21 protein-coding genes are annotated in these 26717 nt (G+C 68.5%); 11 read left to right on the top strand and 10 right to left on the bottom strand.

Features of this window, described 5'->3' with window-relative positions; translation table 11 throughout:
- Positions 1 to 2: 2 nt before the first annotated feature.
- The 4 genes from GPX89_RS14515 (at position 3) to GPX89_RS14500 (ending at position 7164) form a co-directional block, all read left to right on the top strand.
- Positions 3 to 3923, top strand: a complete 3921-nt coding sequence (locus GPX89_RS14515; protein WP_328601818.1) for an amino acid adenylation domain-containing protein — start codon at positions 3 to 5, stop codon at positions 3921 to 3923.
- Complete coding sequence (locus GPX89_RS14510) at positions 3920 to 4618, top strand: DUF6875 domain-containing protein (protein WP_157387936.1); 699 nt, start codon at positions 3920 to 3922, stop codon at positions 4616 to 4618. Before GPX89_RS14515 ends, GPX89_RS14510 begins: the two co-directional genes overlap by 4 nt.
- A 38-nt stretch (positions 4619 to 4656) precedes the next feature.
- Complete coding sequence (locus tag GPX89_RS14505; RefSeq protein ID WP_157387935.1) at positions 4657 to 5628, top strand: alpha/beta hydrolase; 972 nt, start codon at positions 4657 to 4659, stop codon at positions 5626 to 5628.
- 78 nt (positions 5629 to 5706) lie between these two features.
- Positions 5707 to 7164, top strand: a complete 1458-nt coding sequence (locus GPX89_RS14500; RefSeq protein ID WP_157387934.1) for an HNH endonuclease signature motif containing protein — start codon at positions 5707 to 5709, stop codon at positions 7162 to 7164.
- 503 nt (positions 7165 to 7667) lie between these two features.
- On the opposite strand, the gene GPX89_RS14495 is transcribed toward GPX89_RS14500, so the two are convergent.
- The 4 genes from GPX89_RS14495 to GPX89_RS14480 form a co-directional block, all read right to left on the bottom strand.
- Complete coding sequence (locus GPX89_RS14495; RefSeq protein WP_157387933.1) at positions 7668 to 8174, bottom strand: GNAT family N-acetyltransferase; 507 nt, start codon at positions 8172 to 8174, stop codon at positions 7668 to 7670.
- 5 nt (positions 8175 to 8179) lie between these two features.
- A complete protein-coding gene (gene meaB, locus GPX89_RS14490) occupies positions 8180 to 9283 on the bottom strand; it encodes a methylmalonyl Co-A mutase-associated GTPase MeaB (RefSeq protein WP_157387932.1) in 1104 nt (367 codons plus the stop codon).
- Entirely contained in the window at positions 9280 to 11538 is a 2259-nt protein-coding gene (scpA, locus tag GPX89_RS14485; RefSeq protein ID WP_157387931.1) for a methylmalonyl-CoA mutase, read from the bottom strand. The genes meaB and scpA overlap by 4 nt, the downstream gene beginning before the upstream one ends.
- A gap of 88 nt (positions 11539 to 11626) precedes the next feature.
- Positions 11627 to 13450 (bottom strand): methylmalonyl-CoA mutase family protein, encoded by a 1824-nt coding sequence (locus tag GPX89_RS14480; RefSeq protein WP_157387930.1) that lies wholly within the window; start codon positions 13448 to 13450, stop codon positions 11627 to 11629.
- A gap of 170 nt (positions 13451 to 13620) precedes the next feature.
- Between GPX89_RS14480 and GPX89_RS14475 the strand changes: the two genes are divergently transcribed.
- Entirely contained in the window at positions 13621 to 14331 is a 711-nt protein-coding gene (locus GPX89_RS14475; RefSeq protein WP_328601817.1) for a TVP38/TMEM64 family protein, read from the top strand.
- Positions 14332 to 14551: 220 nt separating this feature from the next.
- A complete protein-coding gene (locus GPX89_RS14470) occupies positions 14552 to 14767 on the top strand; it encodes a hypothetical protein (RefSeq protein WP_157387929.1) in 216 nt (71 codons plus the stop codon).
- Here GPX89_RS14470 and GPX89_RS14465 read toward each other — a convergent pair.
- Genes GPX89_RS14465 through GPX89_RS14455 form a run of 3 tightly spaced genes read right to left on the bottom strand, consistent with a single transcriptional unit; the run spans position 14746 to position 19653 of the window.
- Positions 14746 to 16476 carry a hypothetical protein gene (locus GPX89_RS14465; protein WP_157387928.1) on the bottom strand — a complete coding sequence of 577 codons (1731 nt, stop codon included), beginning with the start codon at positions 16474 to 16476 and terminating at the stop codon, positions 14746 to 14748. The two genes, GPX89_RS14470 and GPX89_RS14465, sit on opposite strands and share 22 nt — an antisense overlap.
- Complete coding sequence (locus GPX89_RS14460) at positions 16473 to 18329, bottom strand: ABC transporter permease family protein (protein WP_157387927.1); 1857 nt, start codon at positions 18327 to 18329, stop codon at positions 16473 to 16475. Before GPX89_RS14460 ends, GPX89_RS14465 begins: the two co-directional genes overlap by 4 nt.
- Positions 18322 to 19653 (bottom strand): ABC transporter substrate-binding protein, encoded by a 1332-nt coding sequence (locus tag GPX89_RS14455; RefSeq protein ID WP_157387926.1) that lies wholly within the window; start codon positions 19651 to 19653, stop codon positions 18322 to 18324. Before GPX89_RS14455 ends, GPX89_RS14460 begins: the two co-directional genes overlap by 8 nt.
- Positions 19654 to 20024: 371 nt before the next feature.
- Here GPX89_RS14455 and GPX89_RS14450 point away from each other — a divergent pair, with 371 nt between their 5' ends.
- Genes GPX89_RS14450 through GPX89_RS14440 form a run of 3 tightly spaced genes read left to right on the top strand, consistent with a single transcriptional unit; the run spans position 20025 to position 22743 of the window.
- The gene (locus tag GPX89_RS14450; RefSeq protein ID WP_407939397.1) at positions 20025 to 20894 is read left to right on the top strand and encodes an ABC transporter permease; all 870 of its coding nucleotides are present in this window, start codon (positions 20025 to 20027) and stop codon (positions 20892 to 20894) included.
- Complete coding sequence (locus GPX89_RS14445) at positions 20891 to 21949, top strand: taurine ABC transporter substrate-binding protein (protein ID WP_328601816.1); 1059 nt, start codon at positions 20891 to 20893, stop codon at positions 21947 to 21949. The genes GPX89_RS14450 and GPX89_RS14445 overlap by 4 nt, the downstream gene beginning before the upstream one ends.
- Positions 21946 to 22743 carry an ABC transporter ATP-binding protein gene (locus GPX89_RS14440; RefSeq protein ID WP_157387924.1) on the top strand — a complete coding sequence of 266 codons (798 nt, stop codon included), beginning with the start codon at positions 21946 to 21948 and terminating at the stop codon, positions 22741 to 22743. The genes GPX89_RS14445 and GPX89_RS14440 overlap by 4 nt, the downstream gene beginning before the upstream one ends.
- A gap of 78 nt (positions 22744 to 22821) precedes the next feature.
- Here the strand turns inward: GPX89_RS14440 and GPX89_RS14435 are convergent, their stop codons facing one another.
- Positions 22822 to 23157: a transglycosylase family protein gene (locus tag GPX89_RS14435; protein ID WP_198347434.1), complete on the bottom strand. Its 336-nt coding sequence runs from the start codon at positions 23155 to 23157 to the stop codon at positions 22822 to 22824.
- A 434-nt stretch (positions 23158 to 23591) separates the two neighbouring features.
- Between GPX89_RS14435 and GPX89_RS14430 the strand changes: the two genes are divergently transcribed.
- Complete coding sequence (locus GPX89_RS14430; protein ID WP_157387923.1) at positions 23592 to 23954, top strand: helix-turn-helix domain-containing protein; 363 nt, start codon at positions 23592 to 23594, stop codon at positions 23952 to 23954.
- A 63-nt stretch (positions 23955 to 24017) separates the two neighbouring features.
- Here GPX89_RS14430 and GPX89_RS14425 read toward each other — a convergent pair whose 3' ends face one another.
- Both GPX89_RS14425 and GPX89_RS14420 read right to left on the bottom strand, forming a co-directional pair.
- Entirely contained in the window at positions 24018 to 25271 is a 1254-nt protein-coding gene (locus tag GPX89_RS14425; protein ID WP_157387922.1) for an SPFH domain-containing protein, read from the bottom strand.
- Positions 25271 to 25702 carry an NfeD family protein gene (locus GPX89_RS14420; protein WP_328601815.1) on the bottom strand — a complete coding sequence of 144 codons (432 nt, stop codon included), beginning with the start codon at positions 25700 to 25702 and terminating at the stop codon, positions 25271 to 25273. The genes GPX89_RS14425 and GPX89_RS14420 overlap by 1 nt, the downstream gene beginning before the upstream one ends.
- 189 nt (positions 25703 to 25891) lie before the next feature.
- Between GPX89_RS14420 and GPX89_RS14415 the strand changes: the two genes are divergently transcribed.
- Positions 25892 to 26716, top strand: coding sequence for a DUF3097 domain-containing protein (locus tag GPX89_RS14415; protein ID WP_328601814.1), 825 nt, complete (start codon positions 25892 to 25894; stop codon positions 26714 to 26716).
- Position 26717 lies beyond the last annotated feature (1 nt).

The following is a 26717-nucleotide window of genomic DNA, read 5'->3' as shown; positions in this document are numbered from 1 at the left end:
CGGTGGCGCGGGCCGACAATGGCGGGGGCGGTACGGCGGTCTGCACTGACCTGCCCTTGTCGGCGGCCCAATTGCGGTGGTGGGTGGCCCAGCAGCTGTTCCCGGCGGTGCCGAACACCGTGGCCATGTACCTGGAGTTGACCGGCGCGCTGGAGCGGGAGTTGCTGCAGCAGTGCGGGGCGCGGGCGGCGCGGGAGCTGGAGTCGCCGCTGCTGCGGTTCCGGCTGGTGGACGGGTATCCGCGGCAGTATCGCGATCCGGACGGCTTCGCACCCGCGCCGTTCGTGGACCTCGCCGACCGTGCGGATCCCCTGGCAGCCGCGGTGGAGTTGATGGACCGCGATCAGGGCTCGCCGCTGGATCTGCTCACCGACCCGCTGACGGTCGCGACCGTGTACCGGCTCGGGCCGCAGCGGCATCTGCTCTACCTGCGCAGCCACCACATCGTGCTGGACGGGCTCGGGGCGGCGGCGCTGCTGCGGCGGACGACCGAGTTGTACAGTGCCACTTTGGATTCGGCCGCCGCGACCAAGAGCGAACCGTCCTTCCTGACCGTCGCCGACATTCTGGACGACGAACGCGAGTACCTCACCTCCGCACGTGCCCGCACCGATCGCGAGTACTGGTCCGGGGAGCTGGCGGGCATGGGTGAGCCCGTGCGGCTGGTCGCGGCACCCGCGCCGCCCGCGCCGCGCCCGCATCGGATCGCCGCGGAGGTGCCCGAATCGACCGCCCGCAGGCTGCGAGAGTTGCGGCTGGACGCGGGAATCGCGTTCCCCGAGCTGACCATCGCGGCGTTCGCCTGCTATCTGGCCGGGATGACCGGATCCGACGAGATCGTGCTGTCCCTGCCGGTGCCCGCCCGCCCGACGGCGGCGCTGCGGCGCTCGGCCGGGACCGTGTCGAACGTGGTGCCGTTGCGGCTGACCGGGATCCGCGACGCCACCGGCAGCCAGGTGATCGAACAGGTGCGGGCCAAGGTGGTGGGGGCGCTGCGGCATCAGCGGTACCGCTACGAGGACATGCTGCGCGACACCGGGGAAAGCCTCACGGTGCGGGGCAGTTTCGGGCCGGTGGTGAACATGCTGCGATTCGTCGAGCAGCCGCGGGTGGGGCCGCTGAGCGCCGAGGTGCGGTTGCTGTCGCTCGGGCCGGTGGAGGACCTACTGGTCAACGGGTATCAGCTGGGGCCGGACGAGCGCACGATCACCATTGACATGCAGGCGAATCCGCAGTTGTACAGCCGCGAGACGCTGGCCTGGCATCATGCGCGGTTCCTGGAGTACCTCGAACGGTTCCTGGCCGAGCCCGAGCTGCGGGTGCCCGGAATCGACCTGCCGGGCGCGACGCGAGAGGATTCCGCCGCGCCCGCGGATCGGCTCCTGCCGGATCTGCTGCGCACCGCGCTGGTTCGCGGGCTCGTCGATCCCGCGGCAATCGCCCTTCGGGACGGCACCCGGACCTGGACCTACCGTGAACTCGACGAGGTGTCGTCGCGGTGGGCGCGCGAGTTGATCGAATCCGGTGCCGGACCCGGGGAGTTCGTGCTGGTCGCGGTGCCGCGCTCGGCCGAGTCGGTGCTGGCGGTGTGGGCGATCGCCAAGTCCGGAGCCGCGTTCGTGCCGGTGGATCCCACCGATCCGGCGCGGCGGCTGCAGACGGTCGCGGCGGATTCGGGTGCGCGGATGGGGATCACGGTGTCGTCGGTGCACGCCGACCTGCCCGACGGGCCGCGCTGGCTCGAACTCGACGACGCGGGCCTCGGTGCGCGGGTCGGGCAACGGCCCGGGGGCGCGGTGCTCGACTCCGAGCGGACGCGTCCGTTGCGGGCCGAGCATCCCGCCTATCTCATCTACACCTCGGGTACGACCGGAACGCCGAAGGGCGTCGTGGTCACCCATCGCGGGCTCGGGTCGCTGACCGACTACATCGTCGAACACTATGGGGTGCGGCCTGATTCGCACGTGCTGCACGCGCATGCGCCCTCGTTCGACGCGCATCTGCTCGAGTTGCTGGGCGCGTTCGCGGCGGGAGCGCGGCTGATCGTCGAGCCGACCGGCGTGGTGGCCGGAGCCGATCTGACGAAACTGCTGAACTGCGCACAGATCACCCATTTCCTGACCACTCCCGCCGTATTGGCGACCTTGGCCCCGGACGAGGTGCCCTCCCTGCGGGCAGCGGTGGTCGGTGGGGAGGCGTGCCCCGCCGATCTGGTCCGGCGCTGGGCCTCAGCGCTGCGGCTGTTCAACGGGTACGGGCCTACCGAAACCACGATCATGGCAACACAATCGGCCGCGCTGATCCCCGATCGACCCGTCACGATCGGACCGGCCCTGCCCGGAGTGCGGGCGCTCGTGCTCGACGCCCGGCTGCGCCCGGTGCCGCCCGGTGGTCACGGCGAGTTGTATCTGGGCGGTCCCGGGGTGGCGCAGGGCTACCGGCACCGGCCCGCCGCCACCGCCGAACGATTCGTCGCCGATCCTTTCCACCCGGGCGAAAGGCTCTATCGCACGGGGGATCTCGTCCGGGCCGAGGTCGGCGGGGAGATGGTCTTCCTGGGTCGCGCCGATGACCAGCTGGCCTTGCGCGGGCGGCGAGTGGAAGCCGGCGAAGTGGCGGCCGCCCTCACGGTGCTGCCGGAGATCTCGCAGGCGGTCGTGACCGTGGACGAGGCCCCGACCGGGGCCAGGCTGATCGGTTACGTCGTTGCCGCACAGGACATTCGGCTGGATACGACCGCTCTGGTCCGGCGGCTGCGCACCCTGCTGCCCGCGGCGCTGGTGCCCGCGCAGCTCGTCGAATTGGATCGGCTCCCGATCACCGCGCACGGCAAGGTCGATCGCACCGCTCTCCCGCCGCCACCCGCCGCGCACCGCCCCTACCGAGCCCCAGAGAGCGACCTACAGCGTCTGGTCGCCGAGCAGTTCGCCGCCGCGACCGAGACCGACCGGGTCGGCCTCGACGACGACTTCTTCGAGCTGGGCGGCAATTCCCTGCTCGGTGTGGCGGTTTCGGCGGAGTTGTCGGCGGCCACCGGGCTGCCGGTGACGGTCCGCTGGCTCTACACCGCACCCACCGTCGCCGAACTCGCGCAGCGACTGCAGAGTCACGACGGCAGCGCCACCACCGACGACGCGCTGGACGCGGTACTCACCCTGCGCCGCAACGATTCCGGCACTCCCCTGTTCTGCGTGCATTCGGCGGTGCCGTTGGCCTGGTGCTATGCGGGTCTGGCACGGTACGTCCCCGATCGTCCGGTGTACGGGCTGCAGGCCCTGACCCCCAGCGGCGATCCGCAGCCCGCGACCAGCATCGACGACCTCGCCGCGGGCTATGTCGAGGAGATCCTGCGCGTACAACCACAGGGGCCGTACCACCTGCTGGGTTGGTCGCTGGGCGGGCAGATCGCGCACGCTGTCGCCGTCCGGCTGCGGGCCGCGGGCGCGCGGGTCGCGACGCTGGCCATGCTGGACAGCATCGTGTTCCCCGATGACATGCCGCCACCGCCCACTCCGCGCATGCGGGATCTGCTCACCCACCTGCTCGGCGACGAACCCGAGGACGGCGACGAACTGCCGGAGGTGACCGCCGAGCAGGCGGCCGCCGAATTGGCCGCCTCCGCAGCCTCTTTCGGCACCGGCCTGAGCGCCGAACAGCTGACCCGGCTGCATCGCGGCTATGTCGACGGCGTGCGGCTCTCGGCCCGATACCGGCCGGCGGTGTTCGACGGCGACCTGCTGTATTTCTCGGCCACGCGCGGCATGACCGAGTCCGTCGACTCCGGGATCTGGCGGCCCTACGTCACCGGCGCGCTCATCGAGCACCCGGTGCCCGCCACCCACGCACAGCTCACCAATGCCGATGTCGTCGCGGTCATCGGTCCGATCCTGGCCGCCCATCTGGACCGCGAGGGCCGCCGATGAGGGTCGGATCGCGGACCGCTGTACGGTGGTTCAACGTCTACGAGGATCCGGCGCTGTGGGAGCGGCAGGGTGACACGGCCGGAGTCCTCACGCGCTGGGTGGACGATCATCTGATGCGGCCGCACCCGGATCTCGGCAGGCCCGGCCCGGTGTGCCCGTTCGTGCGGCACAGCATGGCGCGGCAGCTGTTCTGGGCCGGACTCGCGGACGGCGGCGACGAATTGGGAATCGGGCAGATGAACCTGATCATCGACGACGCGTTCGAGCTGTATCGCCGCCTGCGGCAGGAGAATCCGGCGGAGGCGCGCGGACTGACGCTGATCACCGCATTCCCCGGACTGACCCGCTACGACCTGATCGACGAGGTCCACGCCGCTCGCAAGACAGAGGTGGTCTCACAGGGCATGATGCTCGGCCAGTTCTACCCCGGCTGCGGCGTTCCGGGCCTGTGGGACCGCGACTTCCATCCCCTCGACTCCCCGGTGCCCATGCTGGTCCTGCGATCGATGATGAGCACCGACTTCCCGTTCCTCGTCGCCCGATCCGACTGGCTCTACGCCTACTTCACCCAGCTGGCCCCCGACCTGCCCCGCAAACTCCGCTGGTCAATAGCTGAACAGCTGCGGGTAGCCGAATCCGAGGCCGGTGAGATCACCGCCCTGCGGGCACATTCCGCCGACGAACACGCGCGGTGATGCCGGAAAATGAGCCTCAACGGGCGGATACTCCACTCATGCATCGGCTGTCACGCTCCCTCCTTGCCCTGATCGCCACATTTGCTGCCCTTTCGCCCACTGCCGCATCCGCCGACCCCGGAGACAACTCCGCCATCCTCGACGTCCGCCCGCTCGGGGGCCGCCAGTACGAGGTCACGGTGTATTCGGCGGCGATGAACAAGACCATCCCGATATGGGTTTCACACCCCGATTTCGCCGCGCCCGCCCTGTATCTGCTCAACGCGGTCGACGGCGGCGAATCGGGCGGCCCGTGGACCGCCCGCACCGACGTGGCCCAGTTCTTCGCCGACAAACCGGTCAACGTCATCACCCCGATCGGCGGCCGGGCCAGCTTCTACACCGACTGGGTGGCCGACGACCCAACCCTGGGCCGGAACAAATGGTCCACCTTCCTGATTCACGAACTCCCGCCACTGCTGGAATCGCGGTTCCAGATGACCGGCCGCAACGCGGTCGCGGGGGCGTCGATGTCGGCCACCTCGGCCCTGGACCTCGCCCTCGACGCACCCGGCATGTATCAGGCCGTCGGCTCCTACAGCGGCTGCCCCCGCACGACCGACGCGGTCGCCCGCAACTACGTCCGCTCCGAATTGAGTCTGTTCGGCGCGAATGCCGCCAATATGTGGGGAGCCGACGACAATCCGGCCTGGGACGCCCACGACCCGGTCCTCAACGCCGACCGTCTGCGCGGTGTGGCGCTGTACATTTCGGCCGGAAACGGCATACCGGGCCTGCACGAGAGCATCGCCGAGACCGGTGGCAATGTGGGCGCGCTGACCGACCGCATGGCCGTGGGTGGACTCATGGAGTCGGTCGTGCGCAGTTGCACGGATTCCCTTGTCTCACGGCTGGGTTCGTTGGGAATTCCCGCACAGGTCGCCTACCGCAATGGAACTCACGCCTGGCCCTATTGGCAGGACGATGTCCACGACTCCTGGCCGTTGTTCGCCTCGGCACTGGGCGTCTGAGGTCCGAAGTTTCTGAAATGCGTTGCATCACTTTATAATTCGTCGAATTGCGCTGTGCAGTCGGCGTAGAATGAGGGGATGAGCGAGGGAGGGGTTTCCGCCAACATTTCGATCGCTGAGGCGATCGAAATGTTGGCGCGGGCCACTTCCGTACTGCTCGAGAATTCCTTCGACCCGATGTCCGATGCGGCACTCATCGATGCGATGCAAGGGATGGAAAACACCCGGCGGCGCTTCGCGGCGGTCGATCACAAATTCGTGACTCAAGTGAATGCTCGCAGCCTGCCAGAGAAGGCTGGGTGGAAGAATCACTCTGCTCAATATCTGCAGCAGCTCTTGCATTTGAGCTTGGGCGAGGCCCGTTCACGTGTGCAGGCCGCCGAATTGTTCGGTGTGCGTCAAGCGGCGGGGCAGCTGTTGGAACCGACGTTGGCATGGACGGCAGCGGTACAGGAACAGGGCTTGGTCTCCGCCGACCATGCCCGCGCGATCGGCAAGATCATGGCGCGGATTCCGAGCAAGGTCGATGCGGTACTCAAGGACAATGCCGAATACCAGCTCGCACATTTGGCAACCCAGTCCAACCCGAACGTGCTGCCCATCGCCGGGGATCGCATCCTGGCGCTCCTCGACCCGGACGGCACTCTCGTGCGCGAGGAGGACCGGCAGGCTCGGCGTGGGATCACCCTGGGCAAGCCCGGTGTGGACGGGATGAGCACGCTCACCGCGTCGTTGACTCCGATCGCGCGTGCACTGCTGGATCCGATCTTCGCTGATCTGGCCCAGCCCGGCATGTGCAACCCCGCGGACCCCGAAAGCCCGTGGTGCAGTGAGGGAATCACCGCCGAGGCGATCCAGGACGCCGCGCGTCGTGACAATCGCTCCACCGCGCAACGCCAGCACGACGCACTCGTGGCGTTCCTGCGCCCGGAAATGGGACCCGCCAACCTCGGCCAGCACCGCGGCCTGCCGGTCTCCACCATCATCACCATGAGCCTGGCCGAGGTCGAAGCCGCCGCCGGAGTCGCGACCACCGCCACCGGCGGAACCGTCCCACTCGAACAAGCCCTGGTCTTGGCGCAGCACGCCAAGCCCTACCTGCTGGTCTTCGACCACCACGGCCGCCCCCTGCACCTGGGCCACGCCAAGAAGCACCGACTCGCCAACCCGGCCCAACGGCTGGCGTTGATCGCGACCGAACGTGGCTGCACCCGCCCCGGTTGCACCGCCCCCGCCACCCTGTGCCAGGTGCACCATGTCACCGACTTCGCCAAGGGCGGCCCCACCGACATCGAAAACCTCACCCTCGCCTGCGATTCCTGCCACTCCCTGATCGGGGAAGGCCCGACCAAATGGCAGACGGTGGTCATGCCACCGGATTCCGAACACGCCGGACGCATCGGCTGGATCGCCCCAACCAGCATCGACCCCACCCGCACCCCGCAGGTCAACCAGGCCCACCACGTCGGGGAGTTGATGGCCACCTCACTGGCCAAAATTCGCGAACGGAACCGACCCCGATCTCGCGCCGCGTGACCCCCGCACGGCCGTTGTACTGCCGCGCGCCCACAGGTGATTCCTCGGCGTGAGGCCAGGTAATTCGAGGGAAGACTTCCAGAGTGGATGACCGGCAACCCGATTGCGTATCGATCGGATGCACCGAAAGTGTGGTCACCTCGCCTGCCCTACCGGACCTGGGCTGACGCCGGGTTGGGAGCCGTCACCTCGCCTCCCGGCCCACGGACTGCACGCATCACCTTCTCAAGACAAAAGACTCAACAACAAAAGACCCAAAACGCCCTCCCGGGCATCGAGTGGCGCATTATCGAGGGGTTATGTCTGGTTAGTCCGGAAAAATTTGCCACTCGACGCACGGGTGGGGCTGGAACCGGGCAACTCGGGCATCCGCCCCGGGAGGTCAACGCGGTTCGAGCCTCGAGGGGGCTGGAACCGAGCCGAGGCTCCCAACCCGGCCAGCCCCTCTCCCTCCTCTAGGCGTCTTTTGTCTTTTATCTCTTGGTCTTGCAGCCGCCGCCACTTCACGGCTGTGACCAGGTGATTTCCAGATCGTAGACATCGAATCCCGCTGAGAAGTGTGCGATTCGAGCCTCGCCCGGCTGGCCGCCGTGCCGCTTGTAGAACCCGATCGCCGCCGTATTGTCTTGCAGCACTTCCAGGTACACGGAATGACCGGGGTATTCGGCTCCCGCCCACTCGAATCCGAAATGCAGCAGCTGCCCGCCGATCCCGCCGCCTTTGTGGTCCGGCTGGACGTGCAGGTTGTCGATCAGAACCCGACCGTCCGGTTGAGCTGCCAAATAGACGAAGCCGCGCATTTCACCGTCGGATTCGGCGATGAACAGGCTGCCCGCCGGGACCTCGGCGGCGAGGCGGGTGCGCCACAGGTTTCGGTGGTCGTCGGCCAGGGATCCGTTGAGGTACCAACCCGGCATGATGTGCGCGTAGGCGGTGCGCCAGCTGGCGGTGTGCAGCATGGCGACCGCCTCCGCGTCGGATTCGGTGCCGGGTCGGATCTGCACAGTCATCGGTGTCAGTCCCGGTGGTCGAAGGCCCGTAGGATTTCCTCGGCCGCGAGGGCCGGGGTCACGGAGCCGTCGCGCACCTGCTTCTCGATCTGGCCGCGCAGGGCCTTCACGTTGGGATTGTCGGTGAGTCGGCGGAGCAGGTTGTCGTGCACCATGGTCCAGGTCCAGTCGACCTGCTGGCGGCGGCGCTTCTCGGCGAACTCCCCCGCCTCGGTGAGAACCCGGCGGTGGGTGAGGACCGTGTCCCAGAACGTGTCGAGGCCGACGCCGTTCAGGCCGGACATGGTGAGAACCGGTGGCCGCCAGAGCGATTCGCGCGGGTGGATCAAACGCATCGCGCCCTGGAGTTCGCGGGCGGCGGCCTTCGCCTCCAGCTCGTGCCGGCCGTCGGCCTTGTTGACGGCCACCAGATCGGCCAGTTCCAGGACGCCCTTCTTGATGCCCTGCAACTGGTCGCCGGTTCGGGCGAGGGTCAGGAAGCAGAAGACGTCGACCATGTTGGCCACGGTCACTTCGGACTGTCCGACACCGACCGTCTCCACCAGGATCACGTCGTAGCCTGCCGCTTCCAGCAGCACGATGGTTTCGCGGGTCGCCTTCGCCACGCCGCCGAGGGTTCCCGCTGTCGGGGACGGGCGGATGAAGGCGTCACGCTCCACCGACAGCCGGGCCATACGGGTCTTGTCGCCCAGGATCGAGCCGCCGGTGCGCGTCGAGGACGGGTCCACGGCGAGCACCGCCACCCGGTGGCCCTGACCGATCAGATACATGCCGAGTGCGTCGATGAAGGTCGACTTGCCGACGCCCGGAACACCGGTGATGCCAACCCGATTGGACACCACCTTGCCGGTTTCGGGGGTCAGCTTCAGCAGCAGCTGCTGCGCCAGGTCCCGGTGGTCCGCGCGGGTGGATTCGACGAGGGTGATGGCGCGGGCCAGCCCGGCCCGCTCCCCCGCCCGCACCTGCGCGGCCAGTTGGTCGACGTCGATCACCCGGCGCGCCGCCGGAGCGGCTGCCGGAGTGCCGGGGCCGGACCGGCCGACCCCGGCGGTGGTGCCGAGCCGAGGGTGGATCTCTCCACCCTCGGTCGCGCGTGCGGCGTCGCTCATTCCGTTGCGCCGGTGCCGATCTCGTGGCCCAGCTGCGCGGCCAGCTTCTGGATCAGGTCGATCGCGGCGTCGGCGATGATGGTGCCGGGGCCGAAGATGCCCGCCGCGCCCGCCTCGTACAGCTCGTCGTAGTCGCCGGGCGGGATGACGCCGCCGACGGTGACCATGATGTCGGGGCGGCCGACATCGGCCAGTGCCTGCCGCAGGGCGGGCACCAGCGTGAGGTGGCCCGCGGCCAGCGAGGAGACGCCGACGACGTGCACGTCGTTGTCGGCCGCCTGCTGGGCCACCTCTTCGGGGGTCTGGAACAGCGGGCCCACATCCACGTCCATGCCGAGGTCGGCGAAGGCGGTGGCGATCACCTTCTGGCCGCGGTCGTGGCCGTCCTGACCCATTTTGGCGATCAGGATGCGCGGGCGGCGGCCCTCGGCCTCGGCGAACGCCTCGACCAACTCGATGGCCTTGCTGATGTTGGTCACCTTGCCGGCCTCCTCACGGTAAACGCCGGAGAGCGTGCGGATTTCGGCCTGGTGGCGGCCGTAGACCTTTTCCAGGGCGTCGGAGATCTCGCCGACGGTCGCCTTGGCGCGGGCGGCGTTGATTGCCAGCGCCAGCAGGTTGTTGTCCATGCCGCCCTCCGAAGAGGCCGCGGCCCGGGTCAGTTCGGCCAACGCCTTCTCGACCTCGGCCGAATCGCGTTCGGCGCGAAGCTTTTCCAGCTTGGCGTTCTGCTCGGCGCGCACCCGCGAGTTCTCGACCTTGAGGACCTCGATCGGGGTGTCTTCCTCGACCTGGTACTTGTTCACGCCGATCACCGGCTGCTGGCCGGTGTCGATGCGGGCCTGGGTGCGGGCCGCGGCCTCTTCGATGCGCAGCTTCGGGATGCCCTCCGAAATCGCTTGCGCCATACCGCCGTGCGCTTCGATCTCGGCGATGTGGGCGCGGGCGCGCTCGGCCAGCTGGTGGGTCAGCCATTCCACGTAGTACGAGCCGCCCCACGGGTCGGCCGGACGGGTGGTGTTGGACTCCTGCTGGATCAGCAGCTGGGTGTTACGCGCGATGCGAGCGGAGAAGTCCGTCGGCAGGGCCAGCGCCTCGTCCAACGCATTCGTGTGCAGCGACTGGGTGTGGCCCTGGGTGGCGGCCATGGCCTCCACGCAGGTGCGCGCGACATTGTTGAACACGTCCTGCGCGGTCAGCGACCAGCCCGAGGTCTGCGAGTGGGTGCGCAGCGCGAGCGACTTCGAGTTCTTGGGCTCGAACTTGGCGACCAGCTCGTTCCAGAGCAGGCGGCCCGCACGGAGTTTCGCGACCTCCATGAAGAAGTTCATGCCGATGGCCCAGAAGAACGACAGCCGCGGCGCGAACTTGTCGACCTCCATGCCCGCGTCCAGACCGGCCTTGATGTACTCCACGCCGTCGGCGAGGGTGTAGGCCAGCTCCAGGTCGGCCGTGGCTCCGGCCTCCTGAATGTGGTAGCCGGAGATGGAGATCGAGTTGAACTTCGGCATCTTCGCGGAGGTGTAGGCGAAGATGTCGGAGATGATCCGCATCGAGGGCTTGGGCGGGTAGATGTAGGTGTTGCGGACCATGAACTCCTTCAGAATGTCGTTCTGAATGGTTCCGGCCAGCTGCTCGGGCTTGACGCCCTGCTCCTCGGCGGCGACGACGTAGAGGGCCAGGATGGGCAGCACCGCGCCGTTCATGGTCATCGACACCGAAACCTGGTCCAGCGGAATGTGATCGAACAGCTCCCGCATATCCAGGATGGAGTCGATGGCGACACCGGCCATGCCGACGTCACCGGTCACGCGCGGGTGATCGGAGTCGTAGCCGCGGTGGGTGGCCAGGTCGAAGGCGACCGACAGGCCCTTCTGGCCCGCCTGCAGGTTGCGGCGGTAGAAGGCGTTGGAGTCGGCGGCGGTGGAGAAGCCCGCGTACTGGCGGATCGTCCACGGCTGGTTCACGTACATGGTCGGGTAGGGCCCGCGCACGAACGGGGAGATACCCGGCACGCTGTCGAGCGGGTAGCCCTCGGCCACGATGGCGTCCCGGTCGGCCTTGGTGAACACCGGCGGCACCTCGATGCCTTCCGGCGTCGACCAGGTGAGCTGTTCGGGTGCATAGTGATTGGCGGTCGCGGCCTCGGCGACGAACGCGTCGACCTGGGCGGCGTCGACCGCGGCGGGGGCGGTGTCGCCCTCGATCAGCGGGACTTCGGCGAAATTGCCGATCCGGTGCTTGATATCGCTCATTGCTGTGTCCTCTCCGCACGACCGGGGCCCTGCGTGGTTACGCTGCGCAAGCGCTGGGTGGTGGAGCGGCGCCTCCGGGCCTGACCGTTCATGCGGGGGCTCCCAGCTTTTCGAGCAGGCCGGTCAGAGCCGCCACCGCGTCCATGCGCGCGGTCACGAAGCCATCCGGGCGATCCGCCCCGGAAAGCTCAGCGACCGCCTTCTCCGGTCCGGCCAGCAGCACGGTGGTCACCCCGCCCGCCCGCAGTTCCGCCACGGCCGCGGCGGCATCGGTGCCGTAGCGGGTGTCGGAGCCACACAGCACGGCGATCGACGGGCCGGTCTCGGTGACCGCCTCGATGCCGCCGGAGGCCAGCAGGTTGGTGGTGAAGGTGACACGGACATTGTTCTCCGACACCGGACCCAGCGGAACCAGGCGCACCCGGGGACGTACCCCGTTGACGGCCAGGTATGCGTCGGAGCGGTTGCGCAGCGCCTCGAAGGCAGCGCCGTAGCGGGCGGTGCCGTTCTTGGCGCGAGCCTCCTCCGACAGCGGCTTCTCGCCCAGGTTCGGGAACTCGTTGACGCCGGTGACCGCCGTCTTGCGGTGCGCCACATCGGAATCGCGCTTCGCCTTGGTGGCGGCGATGCGCTCGGCGAGCAGGCCCGCCTGCAGCGCGGCCAGGTAGCCGCCCGCGGCCTCGATCTCCTGCATGAACTCCCACGCCTTGGCGGCGAGCTCCTCGGTGAGCGCGTCCACGTACCAGGAACCGGCGGCCGGGTCCTGCACGTGGCCGAGGTGGGATTCCTCGAGCAGCAGCAGCTGGGTGTTGCGAGCCATGCGCTCGGAGAACGCCTTCGAGACCTCGAGCTCCCCGGCGGGCAGGGATTCGTCGAACGGGAGCACCGTCACGATGTCCGCGCCGCCGACGCCCGCGCCGAACGCGGCCAGGGTGGTGCGCAGCATGTTCACCCACGGATCCCGCTGGCTCATCATGGCCGCGGAGGTCATGGCCTGCTGCGGGGCATTGCCGAAGGCGGGAGCGCCGCACACCTGCGCCACGCGCGCCCAGAGCTTGCGGGCGGCACGGAACTTGGCGATGGTCTCGAACTGGTCGTCGGTGGCCGCGAAGCGGAACTCCAACTGGCCCAGCGCATCCGCGATATCGGCGCCGGCGTCGGTGAGCGAGCGCAGGTATTCCAGGCCCGCCGCGACGGCCGCGCCCAGCTCCTGGGCGTCGGAGGCGCCGGAGTTGTGGAAGGCGATGCCGCACACGGTGATGGCACGCACGGTCTCGGTCCGGGCCACCGCCTGCTGGGCCAGCGCGACCGCACCGTCCAGGTCGATGGCCGAGGAACCGGCGAACAGGCTCGTGAGCGGGGTCGCGCCCAGGGAGACCCGAATGTCCTTGCGGTTGGGGGCCTCGTAGCCGTCGAGCACCGAGAACACCTGGGCGGCAGCCTCGTTGGCGGCCGGACCCGCGTCCAGGGTGAGCGGGGCCAGCTCGAACAGCAGACCCTTCAGCGCGGTGGCGATGCCTTCGACGGGAACGCCGCGCTCGGCCACGCCCAGCCACACGGCACTCACACCGTTCTCCAGCGCGAAGAGAATGTCCTCGTTGACCGCCTTGGCGTCGGGTCCGCCGAAGCGCTGGCTGACGAACCAGCCACGGTGCACGTCGCGGGTGGCGTCTCCGCCCCGCACGTAGGGGAACTGCCCGGGCAGCGGCTGCTCGGGCAGTTCGTCACGGCGCGTGTAGAGCGGGTTGACGGTCAGGCCGTCGTAGGTCGTGACCGCGAGCAGCTTCTCCGGCTCATCCGGCAGTTCGCTCGCATCCACCCTGCGGGCCTTGGCCAGCACCCCGGCGACACCCTTGCGCCAGGCGGCAAACTCGGGCACCGGTTCGGTACCCGAGTCGGAAGCAATCGGCATAGCTGCTGTTTCCTTCTTCCACTCCCTGACCGAGTAGCCGTTTTTACCGGGATTCCCCCAGCTCAACGACCACTTTGGTTAACGAGCATTCATGGTCTTTCCCCTGATGCTAGCGGCACCCTTTCGATAACCGCCGCCGGAGTCTCACTACCAGCGGGTAACCTGGCGCGGTGCCAACAACCGTGCGCGAACCGCGAGAGCGAGTGTCCGCGCTGCTCAACCGCCTTCGCCAACCGCGAAACCTGCTCCTGCTGATCGCTTGCGGGCTGCTGTTCGCGCTCGCAGCCTTCGCGCCGCACCCGGCACCCCAGCAGATTCGGCAGTGGGCGGACTCGGTAGGGCCGATGCTCCCGGTGGTGTTCTTCGCGGTGCACGCGCTGGTCTGCGTCGCGCCGTTCCCGCGCACGATTTTCACGCTCAGCGCGGGCATGCTGTTCGGTTCGGCGGAGGGTCTGACGCTGGCGATCACGGCCACGACCGTGAGTGCGGTCCTGGCGCTGTGGCTGGTGCGGCGACTGGATCACGAGCGGGTGCGGGCACGACTGACCCATCCCACCGTGCAGGCGGTGGACGCCCGCCTCGCGCGACGCGGATGGCTGTCCATCGGCTCGCTGCGGCTGATCGCGTTCGCGCCTTTTTCGATCGTGAATTATTGCGCGGCATTGTCTTCCATTCGGTTCATGCCGTATTCGATCGCCACTTTCATCGGCATCATTCCCGGCACAGTGGGCACGGTGCTGCTCGGCGACGCGCTGACCAATCGCACTTCCGCGGCCCAATGGATCGTTACGGCAGCCTGTTTGGCGGTGGGCGTGATCGGGCTGGCGGTGGACGCGCGGATGGCGGTCGACCAGGTCGAGGCGGCATCCGACGCGCGGTGACATCACCTTTTGGTAAATGTCCCCGATTTGAAATATCTAGTGTTCTAATCTTCTGGTCGATCGAACAGGTAGGAGCGCGTATTCAACCACCGGAGGTGTGAAAGCCTTGAGCGAATCAGCTTCACGAGCGGGTGACCACAGGAATCTCAACGCCTGGCTGGAATTGATCAGACAGCCGCCGCCCACTCACATTCTCGTGGCCATCGGTTTTCTTTCGCTCTTGCCGGCGCTTCTCACCAGCGGTCCGGTCGTTGCCGCGATCGCGATCTGGTACCGGGGCGGCGGGCGGGACAGCTGGGGATTTCCCCTGCTGGTCGCGGTCCTGGTGGTGATGGGCATGCTCACCACCGCGGCGGTGTCGCTGGGTACCGCGTGGCGGCGCAGCCGTCAGGCCCAACCGGTCGAGCTGCCGGTTCAGGTGGATCCGGTCGGCTGATCCCGCGGTGCACGCGGCCAGCGTTGAAGACCGGGCAGCGCGTGCACCCTCGTGCCCGGCGGTGCCGCGTCGTTCAGTTTCGCGAACAGCTCCCCGGCGCGGGACCCGACGTAATTCAGGCCCGGATTCAGCCGCTTCGCCTCGACCAGCCACCCTGCCGCCAGCAACAGCAGGTCGAAATCGGTGGCCGGATCCTCCGATTCGAGCAGCGCGATACCCAGTCCGGGCTCGGTGACCACGGCCGATCCGAGGTGTTGCAGGCAGCGGCCGGTGCCGAGTTCGTCGGCCAGAGCACGCCATTCGGCGAGCGCGGTCTGCCAGCGCCAGATCGCGCGCGGCTGGTCTCCCGAGGCCCAGTCGAGCGCCCCCGCGATCTCGTGGACGTGGGCCAGACCGCCGGGGTCGCTGCCGGTGGCCATGGATTCCGCCAGTTCCAGCCGATCCCGGGCCGCGGTGTAGCGGCCTTGCAGCAGGTGCACGATGGCCATGTTCACCAAGGCGCTGACCTCTCCCGCGACGTCCTCGCGGGGCAGCAGCCACCACGCCTGTTCGAGCAGATTGACCGCGTCCGCCAGCTGAGTCTGGCCGGGGCCCAGGGTCTTCAGCGCCCGCCGGTGCAGGGCGCGGGCGCGCAGGCTGCGTGAGAGTGTGCGCGGGCTGTAGCGCAGCGGTTCGCGCTCCGGGGCGTTCTGCCGGATGTCGGCCAGCGTCCCGGCCAGGCCCGAGCCGGTGGTCTCGGCGATGGTGATCATGGCCGCCGCCGGGCCCGTGGCAGTGACCGGCTCACCCGCGAGACCGCGTCCCCGATAGTCCTCGGGTTTGCCGGTGCGGGCATACCACGTGTCCAGGGCGTCGGCGATGGCGGCGAGGTCGGGTACGACGGCCCGGACCTGTTCCAGGCCGGGCATTTCCGCGCATCTCGCCAGCAGCGCGCCGAGGCGGGGTTCCTCGTCCTGGAACCACAGGCGCGCGGTGGCCGCGGTGGACGGCACATCCAGCGCTCGCGCCCACCGGGCGGACTGTTCGGCGTGGCGGCGCAGCAGCATGGCGAGCGCGGCACGCCATTCGGGAGTGCCCGTGGTGCGGGGAGTTTCGGATTCCGGAGGCACGGCGGCGACTCGATACCGACCCGGGATGGACAGCTCCAGCACACCGACGCCCACCAGCTGATCGACAATCCTCGGCGCGGCAGGCATGTCCTCGTCGGCCGGGGTGAGGGAGATCGGCATGCGGGCCGCCGCGCTCGCCGCCAGGACATCGAGCAGCACCGGCAGCTCGAAGGTGCGCATCGGCAGGTCGCGAAGGACGGCCGCGGCCCACACGTCGCGCAACCCGCTCCGGTGGTCGGGTTCGGGCGCCGCCGCCCATGGCCCGCCGGGCTTCGGCAGCTCCGGTGACTCCGGCGACGCCGCGCTGGGCAACTCGACATGCGCGCGGACGAACCGATACGAGCGGAGCACCAGGCCGATCACGAAGAGCACCAAGGCGATCCATCCGACCACGACCGTCGTCAGCTGCACGACCGGGTTGGCCTTGAACGAATCGGTCAGCAGATTGGTCCCCAGCACGCCGACCAACCCGAGGCCCAGGGTCGCGGGCGCGCCCAGAAGGATCTGCCACACCGTCGATTTCGGTGTGGCCATGAGCGAGCGGCTCTCACGCGCCAGCTCGGTCGACTCGGTGTGGTTCGCGGTGTTCTCCGCCGTCATATTCTGGCTCCCCCGGTCAGTCCGGGCACCAGCCAGCGCCGCCAGGTGATCAGCAGCAGGGCCAGCGGCACCGCGGCCGAGACGAGCGCGCCGCCCGCGAGTTGCGCGGAGTTCACGGTGAATTGGCGGGTGTCGCCCCACAGCAGCAGGGACCACGGGCTCCCGCCGGTGCCGCTGATCAGCAGGCCGAGGAAGAAGTCGTTCCACACCTGGATGAACTCGAGGACCGCCACCGCGCCGATCGCGGGTCCGACCACGGTCAGGGTGCGACCGAGAATGGTGCGCAGAGACGCCAATCCGTACAGGGCGTCGGCGGCCGGGGTGTAGGCGGGCGCGAGCAGCGCCCCGCGCAGCACCAGGATCGAGATCGGCAGACCGGCCGCGGCATGGGTGAACACCAGCGGCACCAGGGTGCCGAACCAGCCGAACGAACCGATGGCCTGCTGCAGCGATCCGAGGTACATCTGGGCGGGCATGACCGTCAGGATCACCAGGCCCGGCACCAGCATTCGGATCCGTGAGGCCGCCAGCCAGTGGGCCACCGGGAGCGCGAAGGTCACCGCGATCAAGGTCGCCGGGATCGCGACCTCGACCGTGGTCAGCAGGGCGTCGCGCAGTGCCGGATCCGCCAGAATGTTCCGCACCCCGGCGCTTTCCGAGCCCGCCGTCCCGCGCACGGCGACATACACGAGCTCCGCCAGCGGCAACAGCACCACGGCCACGGCGGGCAGCACGACCAGTCGCCGCCACCAGCGGGTGTTCTCCCCCGCCGGGAAACGCACGAGCCGGCTCGGTCCCGGGCCGCTCGGGCGGCGGGCATTGATCCGGTCCTGCGCGAAGAGCGCCGCGAGCACCAGTGCCGCGGTCAGCGGCAGCGCGTAGGCGGCCGCCTCCCCGCACGAACCGGCCTCGCACGCGGTGGTGAGCCGCCACCATTCCACGGTCGCGGTCCCGACGTCGTGTTGCAGGGATCGGGGCACCGCGCCCAGCACGGCGTCGAAGACGCGGGCGGCGGCCACCGCGACCACCAGGAAGGCGATGAACGCGACCGGACGCACCTGTTTCCACAAGCGGGTCAGCAGGAATCGGCCGCTGCCGTGGTAGAGCTCCCCCGCGCGCACCGGGTCGGCCTCGATCGCCAGGATGGCCGCGCGGAACAGCCCGATCAGCAGCCCGAGCCAGGTCCAGGCGAAGGCCGCGACCAGGACCGCCTCGAACGCGTGCCGATCCGTGGCCACGTGATCGAAATATCGTCCGCCCGTCGAGGTTTCGAGGATCAGCCGGAAGGCGATGCCCGCGGTGAACCCCGAGACCCCGAACGGGATGATGAACGGCCACCACAGCCAGGGAATGTGTCTGCTGGGCCAGGCCAGCAGCAGCGCCACTCCGACCAGCACCACCGCGAGCACCACCCAGCCCGCGGTGTGCAGATAGGCGCTGCGGCTGCCGGGCGGCAGGCCCTGCCACACCAGCATCGAGCCGATGGCCAGGCAGGCGAGCGCGAGCAGGCCCGCCAGGACCCGCGCGGCGAGCGCCAATACCCTGAGCAGGCCGTGAGTTCCGGCGGTCGGCCGGTGCCGATCGAGGAACAGCAGTCCGCCGCCGCCGAGCAACTGCAGTCCGCATCCGATCGCCAGCCCCGGGTGCGTTCGCGCACCGAGTTCGATGGTGTACAGCGCGGGAGCGACCAGCAGCAGCGCCATCAGCACGAAGGCCGGGGCGCGGAAGACGTTGGTGAGCACGACTTGCAGATGCGGATGCCGACCGGGAATCAGCGGACCCGACAACCGCCGGGTGGCCAACTCCAGTTGCAGCCCATTGGCATTCACCGAATACATGCTCGTCTCACCCATGTCGGCCGCGTTCCAGGTCGTAGATGGCCGCGACGGCATTCTCGACCGCCGCCGTGTCGCGTTTCGCGGGATCGTCGAGGTCGGTCAGAAAGGCGGTGATCACCCGCCACAGCGGATTGTCGCCGCCGCGGGAGCCGATCCGGTCGGCCAGATCGAATTCGCTCCAGGCGCGAATCCTGGGTCCGGATCGGTCCAGCATCGTGTCCAGCAGTGGCGAATAGCCCGGCGTGATACCCGAATCGGGGGCGATGAAGCCGCCCGCGCGAATCCAGTCGCGCACGATGTCGCGCTGGGAGAGCAGCGTGATCAGCTGCCGCGCATTCTCGTTCGCCGACCGGGTCAGCACCATGACATCACCGCCGCCGATGACCGGGCTTTTCCCGAAGGGTGGCAGGTTGCTCGGGAACAGGGAAATCCCGACCGTCTCCTTCAATCCGATGTCATTGTCGCCGAAGCAGCCGCGGACGATCGGCTCGGCGAAATCGGGGGCCACGACCATGGCGGCGTGACCGTTGCTGAACACCTCGCGCACCGCGTCGGGGAACTGCTGGGTCATCGCACGGCCGATATTGCCGGGAAAGGCATTCGGGAATCCCCAGATGCCCGCGAGGGTGCGCAGTGCCCGGGTGAGTTCGGCGCGGCGCGCCTCGGGCCGCCAGTCGTTCGGATTCGCCACGCTCCCATAGGCATCCGCGGACTCGGCGAGCAGCACGTTCTCGAAGAAGTCGGTGAGCATCCAGCCGTCCGCGCCACCCAGCGCCAGGGGCCGCACCCCGCTCTGGGCCAGCCGCGTCATGAGTGCGGGCCACAGCCACGGTGGCCAGCGGTCCGGGAATGGCAGCTTCAATCGGTTGAATCGGGTGCGATCGAACCAGATCAGGGATTTGCAGGTGGCTTTGAATGGCAGCCCGTAGAGCCGATTTCCTTGTGACTCGACGTGGAGCAGCCGCCACCAGCCATCGGCGTAGCGCGGCTTGTTGTCGGCGTCGCTCCACAGTGATTCGTCCAGCGCGGACAAGCGACCGTCCTGCGCCAGCCGCGATATCTGGCCGATTTGCGGCAGTACGACGATATCGGGTGCGAATCGCCCGGCCGCGAATACGGTGCCCACATCGTCGCCCAGCGTCATGACGGCGGTGTCGTGCGGGAATTGGTGCGATTCGCGCAGATTCGCGAGGATGGCCCGGAACGCCCCGAGTTCGGTGCCGCCCCAGGGCACCGCTATCTTCACCGTGTCCGCCCGCCCGGCATTCCCGAACGGCGCACAGGCCGCGATCACCGGAAGCAGCGCACCGGCGCGCAAAATCGTTCTGCGAGTGGTCATTCCATCCCCAACCGATGCGATTTTTACTCGGAATCGGCCTCCTCGATCTCCACCGTACCCGCGGTACGGCGGTGACAAAGGCCGGACGACGGAATCTCACCGACAGCACACAACCCTCACCGACGACACAGTTCTTCAGAATCACGCTGATCGTGACGCTGTTCGCAGGTCCGGCTCCTCGACAGGATCGAACCGGACGGTTTCGACCTGGTCCCCGAAACCTCCGGCCCACCACTCGAACAGGAAGGCATCCGCGTGAGTTCCCCACCGATCGCCGCCATCATCGGCGCCGCGACCCGGCCGCCGCACGTGACCATCGACGCCATGCGAAGCGCGGGTCGTGCGCAGCCCGCACACCGGCGGGCCGCATGATCAGCATCGCCGCCGGGCGTGCGAGCGGCAGTGCCGCACAGCGGATTCGGGTCGCGCTGCCCGCGGGTCCCTGGCGCGGCATCGCGGTGCGGGTGCTGTCACTGGCCCTGTTCGTGGCCCTGTGGTCGGCGATCGCCGCCGCGAGACTGGTGGATCCGCAGTTCCTGCCGAGTCCGCACGCGGTGTGGGAGGCGTTCGTGCGCGCCAACAGCTGGCATCCGATCGCCCCGGGCGTGCAGCGCGAGGTGCCGGGTGAGCAGAACTACTTCCTGTGGGAGCACCTGCTCGCCAGTCTGCAACGTATCGCGGCGGGCGCGGGCGCGGCGGTGGTTCTCGGTCCCGTCACGGGTTTCGCCCTCGGCACCTCGAAGACGCTCGCGACCCTCGTCGGCCCCTATCTCAACTTCCTGCGCACCCTGCCGCCGCTGGGCTACATCGGCCTGCTCATCGTATGGTTCGGCATCGGCGACACCGCCAAGGTCTGGCTGCTGTTCCTGGCCGCCTTCCCGCCGGTCGTGATCGCCACCATCGCAGGCGCGCAACAGGTTTCGGCCGACCGCAGCAACGCCGCGCGATCCCTGGGGGCGAACCGGCTCCAGGTGATCACCCGGGTCCTGCTGCCCGCCACCGCCCCCGAGGTGATCGGCGGCATCCGGGTCGCAATCGGCTTCGCCTGGACCACTGTCGTCGCGGCCGAACTCAACAACGGCATTCCCGGCATCGGCGGCCTGGCCTTCCTGTCCGGTCAGCAACTCAACACCCCGCTGACCATGGCCTGCATCATCGTCATCGGTCTCACCGCGCTCACCCTCGACGCGGTCATCAGTTGGATCGGCGCGCTGGTCGTGCCGTGGAAAGGCAAAGCGTGAAACGCGTTCTCGCGACATTGACCATCGCCGGACTGCTCAGCGCGGGCCTGACCGCCTGTGTGTCTCCGGGACGCGGCGACCAGTCCCGGGCCACCGGCGACAGGATCGCCTGCCCGGTCGCGGTGGACGAAAGCTTCACCGGCACAGTTCGACTCGGTTACCAGGACATCCCCAACGGGGATCTGGTGGTCAAGGACGCCGGGGTGTTGGAGACCTGCTTGCCGAAGGCGAAGATCACCTGGAGCAAGTTCGCCTCGGGAGCGACGGTGATTCAGGCCTTCGGCGCGAACTCGCTCGATCTCGGGCTGCTGGGCAGCGCCGCGGCCGCACGGGCGGTGTCGGCGCCTTTGAACATCGCGATGAAGGCGGTGTGGGTCCACGACGTGATCGGTACCGCCGAGTCGCTGGCGGTCAAGGATCCGGCGATCACCACGGTGGCGGGGTTGCGCGGCAAGCGAATTGCCGTGCCGTTCGCCAGTACCTCGCATTACAGTCTGCTCGCCGCGCTCAGCGCCGCCGGGATCGAGCGCGGCGTGAATCTGGTGAACCTGCAGCCCGATGCCATCGCCGCGGCCTGGCGCGGCGGCGATATCGACGCGGCCTTCATCTGGGAACCCAGCCTGTCGGAGCTGCTGAAGAACGGGCACGTCGTCACCTCGGCCGCCGAGACGGCCGAGACCGGCAAGCCGACCTACGACCTGGAAGGCGCACGCGCCGACTTCGTCTCGGCCAATCCGCGGTTCCTCGAGGTATGGACGGCCGCACAGAACTGGGCGGTCAACCTGATCAACAACTCGCCGGACACCGCCGCCACCCGCATCTCCGCGCAGCTGGGCGTGCCGGTGACCGATATCCGCAAGCAGCTCGGCGAGTACGGCTACCTCGACGCGGCCACTCAGGCCGGACCTGCCTATCTGGGCAAGCAGCTCGGCGCGGATCTGAAGTCCTCGGCCGATTTCCTGCTGAGCCAGGGCGAGATTCAGGGCCCGGCGACTCCGGAGGCGTATGCCGCGGCGGTGTACGGCGACGCGGCGAAAAAGGTGAGCGCGAAATGACCGCGGCCCTCGGGCTGCGCGATCGGGTGGTGCTGACCGAGGTGTCCAAGACCTACGACACCCCGACCGGCAGCACCGTCGCGCTCTCCCCCACCGATCTGGTCATCGAGCCCCGGGAGTTCGTGAGCGTCGTCGGTCCCTCCGGCTGCGGGAAGACCACGCTGCTGCAACTGCTCGGAGGCTTCCTCGAACCCAGCACCGGCACGCTGCTGGTCGGCGACGACCGCGTCGACGGGCCCGGCCCCGAACGCGGCGTGGTCTTCCAGTCCCCGACGCTGTACCCGTGGCTGTCGGTGCGCGGCAATGTCGAGTTCGGTCCGAAATGTCGTGGTGTGGACAAGAAGACGCGCCGCGCGGCCGCCGAGCGGATGCTCGAACTGGTCGGGCTCGGCGAGTTCGCGGGCAAGCGGCCCTACGAGCTGTCCGGCGGCATGCAGCAGCGGGCGCAGATCGCGCGGGTGCTGGTCAACGATCCGCGCATCATCCTCATGGACGAGCCGTTCGGCGCGCTGGATCAGCTGACCCGCGAGCGGCTGCAGGTGGAGTTGCTGCGGCTGTGGCGTGAATCGGGCAAAACGATTGTGTTCGTGACCCATTCGGTCGAGGAGGCGGTATTCCTGTCGACCCGGGTGCTGGTCATGAGCGCCCGTCCCGGCCGCGTCATCGTGGATCGCCGCATCCAATTACCGGGCGATGACGACGGCGGGGTGCGGGATCTCGCCGTGACTGCCACGCCTGAATTCCAAGCGCTCAAAACCGAATTGGCGAAAGCCATCTACGAGGCGCATAACTAGATCGGTAATACGACGATGGCCCTTGCCGCGAATTCGCGGCAAGGGCCATCGTGCTGTTACGGGTAACGCGAAACCTGATTACAGGTACGCGCCGCACACGGGCCAGGCGCCCGCGCCCTGGCCGGCGAGCACGTTCTCCGCGACGCGGATCTGCTCCTCGCGGCTGGCGTTCGAGGCGTTGCCCGAGCCGCCGTAGGCGTTCCAGGTGCTCTGGGTGAACTGCAGGCCGCCGTAGAAGCCGTTGCCGGTGTTGGCGCCCCAGTTACCGCTGCTCTCGCAGCTGGCGACGGCGTCCCAGTTGTGTCCGGCCGCCGAGGCGGTCGCGGTGGACAGCGCGAACGGGACGGACACGAGCGCGCCGATGGCCGCGGTGGCGGCGAGCATGCGGGTGGTGAGCTTCCGGTTGCGATGCATAAAGTATTTCCCTCGCCTGCGCCCACCGTCCCGCGCTGCGAGCTGCGGTTCCCCGTCCCCAGGGTTATCGGTTGCTCTCGAATCGCGGGACGGGTTCCGGTGTTCGTCGATTCGAGCGAGGGCCCGGGTGATTCCGAGCCGAGAGCGACGGTAACGGAACAATCACGCTGAATCACGTCTCGATCACGGTCGGTTGACAAAACGATATCGAGCGCACTTTAGAAGTTTTCGCAGCTTGCCTCGGAGTGTCGCCGAATGACATTTCTGGAATTTACGGCCGAATTTGTGACCGACGTCACGCAAAAATGGTGACCCCGATCGCGTAATACAAAGTCGATACAAAACGATCCCCACCGAAAATGGCCGTCCCACCGGCTCGGATCGCGCTGCGCGCAACCGTTGCCCCTGGTCAGAGCCTTCGGAACAGTGCGTCCATGGCCGATGAACCACGTTCCGGAGCACACGCGGTAGAGGTGCTCAATTGCTTCCAGGGCGACGATCCCGAACTGTCACTCAGCGATCTCGCGCAGCTGGCCGGATTGCCCGTCAGCACCACGCACCGGCTCGCCCAGGCCCTGGTCCGCGCCGGTCTGCTGGAACAGGATCCGGCGACCGATCGCTACCGCGTGGGGCACGGCTTGGCGACGCCGGCCCGGCCCGCGCTCGCACGGCTGGGACTGGACACGGTCACACCGCATCTGTACGCCCTGCCCGCGGGCATCCGCATCACGGTCGGCGTGGACGGCGAACCCGCCCGCTCCATCGCAGGCGACCGCTTCGACGGCACACGGAACTGATCCGGATACGGGCGAGGCCCTCTCGACCGATGTCGAGAGGGCCTCGCACGCTTGCGTTCTCCGTCAGTGACCCAGGGGGCGCGGCGGGGGCGGCGGGTTCTGCTGCCAGCCCTGGTTGGGCGGCTCCTGACGGTATTGGGGCTGAGCGGGCGGCTGGTGCGGGCGCTGTTCCAGATGTGGCGGGCGGGTGCCGCCACCGGTCGGGGGAATGGCGGCGGGGGGTTCGACCGGGGCGCGGGCATCGGCCTCGGCGGCGCGGACCGCGCGCTGGGTGGCCGGGTCGGTCGCAGTGTCGAACCAGGCGGCCACCTCGTCCGAGTCGTCCTCGGGGGCCTCGGCCGCGGCACCGTCCTCGGCGGGCTCGTAGCGGAAGACGCCGTCCTCACCCTTCTGGGCGAAACCGCGGGCGAAGCCTTCCAGGGCCTTGCCGAAATCGCTGGGGACCAGCCACACCTTGTTGGCGTCGCCCTTGGCCACCTGGGGCAGGGTCTGCATGTACTGGTAGGCGAGCAGTTCGGGGGTGGGCTTGCCGTTCTTGATGGCGGCGAACACCTTTTCGATCGCCTTGGCCTGGCCCTGGGCCTGCAAGTAGGCGGCGGCGCGTTCACCCTGGGCGCGCAGGATGCGGGACTGGCGTTCGCCCTCGGCGGCCAGGATCGAGGACTGCTTGCCGCCCTCGGCGGCGAGGATCTGCGCCTGCTTCTGGCCCTCGGCAGTCTTGATCGACGCTTCCCGCTGACCTTCCGCGGTGAGGATCATGGCGCGCTTCTCACGGTCGGCCTTCATCTGCTTCTCCATCGACTCCTGGATCGACGGGGGCGGATCGATGGCCTTCAACTCGACGCGCGACACGCGCAGGCCCCAGCGGCCGGTGGCCTCGTCGAGGACGCCGCGCAGCTGGCTGTTGATCTGATCGCGGGAGGTCAGCGTCTCCTCCAGCGTCATGCCGCCGACCACGTTGCGCAGCGTGGTGATGGTCAACTGTTCCACGGCGGCAATGTAATTGGAGATCTCGTAGACCGCGGCCTGCGGGCTGGTGACCTGGAAGTAGACCACCGAGTCGATCTGCACGGTCAGGTTGTCCTGGGTGATCACCGGCTGCGGCGGGAACGACACGACCCGCTCGCGCAGATCCACCTTGGCCCGGATCCGGTCGGCGAAGGGCACCAGGAAGGTCAGCTGTCCCGACACGGTGCGCGAATACCGGCCCAGCCGTTCGATGACGGCGGCCTCCGCCTGCGGCACCAGGGCCACCGACTTGAAGACCACCACCACGATCAACAGGATCAGAACGATGGCGACTATGAGTACAGCCATTACGGCCCTTTCATGACGACGGCGTGGGCGCCGTCGATCCTCATGACATAAACGGTCGAACCGACGGGGTAGGAATCCGCCGCGTCATACGGACGCGCGCTCCACACCTCGCCACCCAGTTTCACCCGGCCACCGTGCTCGTCGACCGTTTCGAGCACCTTGGCGGTCCTACCCGGCAGCGCGTCCACCCCCGTCTGATGTGGAGGCGGAATCGCATAGCGCCGCAACAGGAATGGGCGCACCAGCACCAGCAGGGCGATCGACGTCGCACCGAACACCACGGCATCCACGAGCACCGAGGATCCGGTGAGCCCGCTGATGCCGGCGGTGACGAGCGCGGCGACACCCAGCATGATCAGCACGAGACTGCCCGTGAGCATCTCGGCCGCCGCGAGCAGAATGCCCGCGACCAGCCAAACTATTGCGGCCACAGCATCAACAGTAGTCGGTTCCCGCCGCCGCGACGCGTGATACGCCGCGGACCAAGGTCATCGAATGCGACCGACCACCCCGCGTGACCTCGGACGAAGGACCCTTGCGGAGGTGACCTCCGCCGCAAACTCCGCCGTTGGCCGCGTCGCGCCACCGAAATCCGGTGCGGCGACGGTACCTTCGATCGGGTGAGCGGGCGTGACAGCTATGGCGATATCTATTCCGGCCACGCGAGGACTCGCAAACGCGAGATACCGCGGGTCGCCGCCGAACGCGACCTCGTCGCCGAGGACGCGGCCACCGGATTCTGCGGCGCCGTAGTGGGATTCGATCGCAGCTACGACGGCGAGTTCGTCAAGCTCGAGGACCGCAACGGACGAGTCCGCTTGTTCGCGCTGCGGGAAGCCGCGTTTCTGATCGACGGTGAAGTGGTGACACTGGTCAAGCCCACCGCCGCCGCACCGGTGCAGCCGACCCGATCGGCGTCCGGATCCACCCGGGTCGAAGGACTGAAGGCGCGGGTGGCGCGCGCGAGCCGCATCTGGGTCGAGGGCGTGCACGACGCGGCGCTGGTCGAACGGGTGTGGGGCCACGATCTCCGCGTCGAGGGCGTGGTCGTCGAACAACTCGAGGGCTTGGATCATCTCGGCGCGAAACTCGCGGAATTCCAACCGGGCCCGACCCGGCGTGTCGGGGTCCTCGTCGACCATCTGGTCACCGGATCCAAGGAGACCGGGCTGACCCAGGGCCTGGGCGCGCACGTACTCGTCACCGGACACCCCTATATCGACGTGTGGCAGGCGGTCCGCCCCAAGGCCGTCGGCATCGCGGCCTGGCCCGACGTGCCGCGCGGCGAGGACTGGAAAACCGGCATCTGCCGGCGACTTCGCTGGGGCACACCGCAGGACGGCTGGCGACGCGTCTACAACGCGGTCAACTCCTACCGCGATCTGGAAACCCCGCTCATCGGAGCCGTCGAACGACTGATCGACTTCGTCACCGAGCAGGAGTAGC

The organism is Nocardia terrae, assembly GCF_009760405.1.
Classification (GTDB): Bacteria; Actinomycetota; Actinomycetes; order Mycobacteriales; family Mycobacteriaceae; genus Nocardia; species Nocardia terrae.
The sequence above is the reverse complement of the archived record's forward strand: the minus strand, read 5'-3'. Positions and strand labels throughout refer to the sequence as shown.

Excerpts from the sequence above, each read along its gene's own strand:
- GPX89_RS14510 (WP_157387936.1), top strand. The coding sequence starts at position 3,920 with ATGAGGGTCGGATCGCGGACCGCTGTACGGTGGTTCAACGTCTACGAG.
- GPX89_RS14505 (WP_157387935.1), top strand. The coding sequence starts at position 4,657 with ATGCATCGGCTGTCACGCTCCCTCCTTGCCCTGATCGCCACATTTGCT.
- GPX89_RS14500 (WP_157387934.1), top strand. The coding sequence starts at position 5,707 with ATGAGCGAGGGAGGGGTTTCCGCCAACATTTCGATCGCTGAGGCGATC.
- GPX89_RS14495 (WP_157387933.1), bottom strand. The coding sequence starts at position 8,174 with ATGACTGTGCAGATCCGACCCGGCACCGAATCCGACGCGGAGGCGGTC.
- meaB (WP_157387932.1), bottom strand. The coding sequence starts at position 9,283 with ATGAGCGACGCCGCACGCGCGACCGAGGGTGGAGAGATCCACCCTCGG.
- scpA (WP_157387931.1), bottom strand. The coding sequence starts at position 11,538 with ATGAGCGATATCAAGCACCGGATCGGCAATTTCGCCGAAGTCCCGCTG.
- GPX89_RS14480 (WP_157387930.1), bottom strand. The coding sequence starts at position 13,450 with ATGCCGATTGCTTCCGACTCGGGTACCGAACCGGTGCCCGAGTTTGCC.
- GPX89_RS14465 (WP_157387928.1), bottom strand. The coding sequence starts at position 16,476 with ATGACGGCGGAGAACACCGCGAACCACACCGAGTCGACCGAGCTGGCG.
- GPX89_RS14460 (WP_157387927.1), bottom strand. The coding sequence starts at position 18,329 with ATGGGTGAGACGAGCATGTATTCGGTGAATGCCAATGGGCTGCAACTG.
- GPX89_RS14455 (WP_157387926.1), bottom strand. The coding sequence starts at position 19,653 with ATGACCACTCGCAGAACGATTTTGCGCGCCGGTGCGCTGCTTCCGGTG.
- GPX89_RS14440 (WP_157387924.1), top strand. The coding sequence starts at position 21,946 with ATGACCGCGGCCCTCGGGCTGCGCGATCGGGTGGTGCTGACCGAGGTG.
- GPX89_RS14435 (WP_198347434.1), bottom strand. The coding sequence starts at position 23,157 with ATGCATCGCAACCGGAAGCTCACCACCCGCATGCTCGCCGCCACCGCG.
- GPX89_RS14430 (WP_157387923.1), top strand. The coding sequence starts at position 23,592 with ATGGCCGATGAACCACGTTCCGGAGCACACGCGGTAGAGGTGCTCAAT.
- GPX89_RS14425 (WP_157387922.1), bottom strand. The coding sequence starts at position 25,271 with ATGGCTGTACTCATAGTCGCCATCGTTCTGATCCTGTTGATCGTGGTG.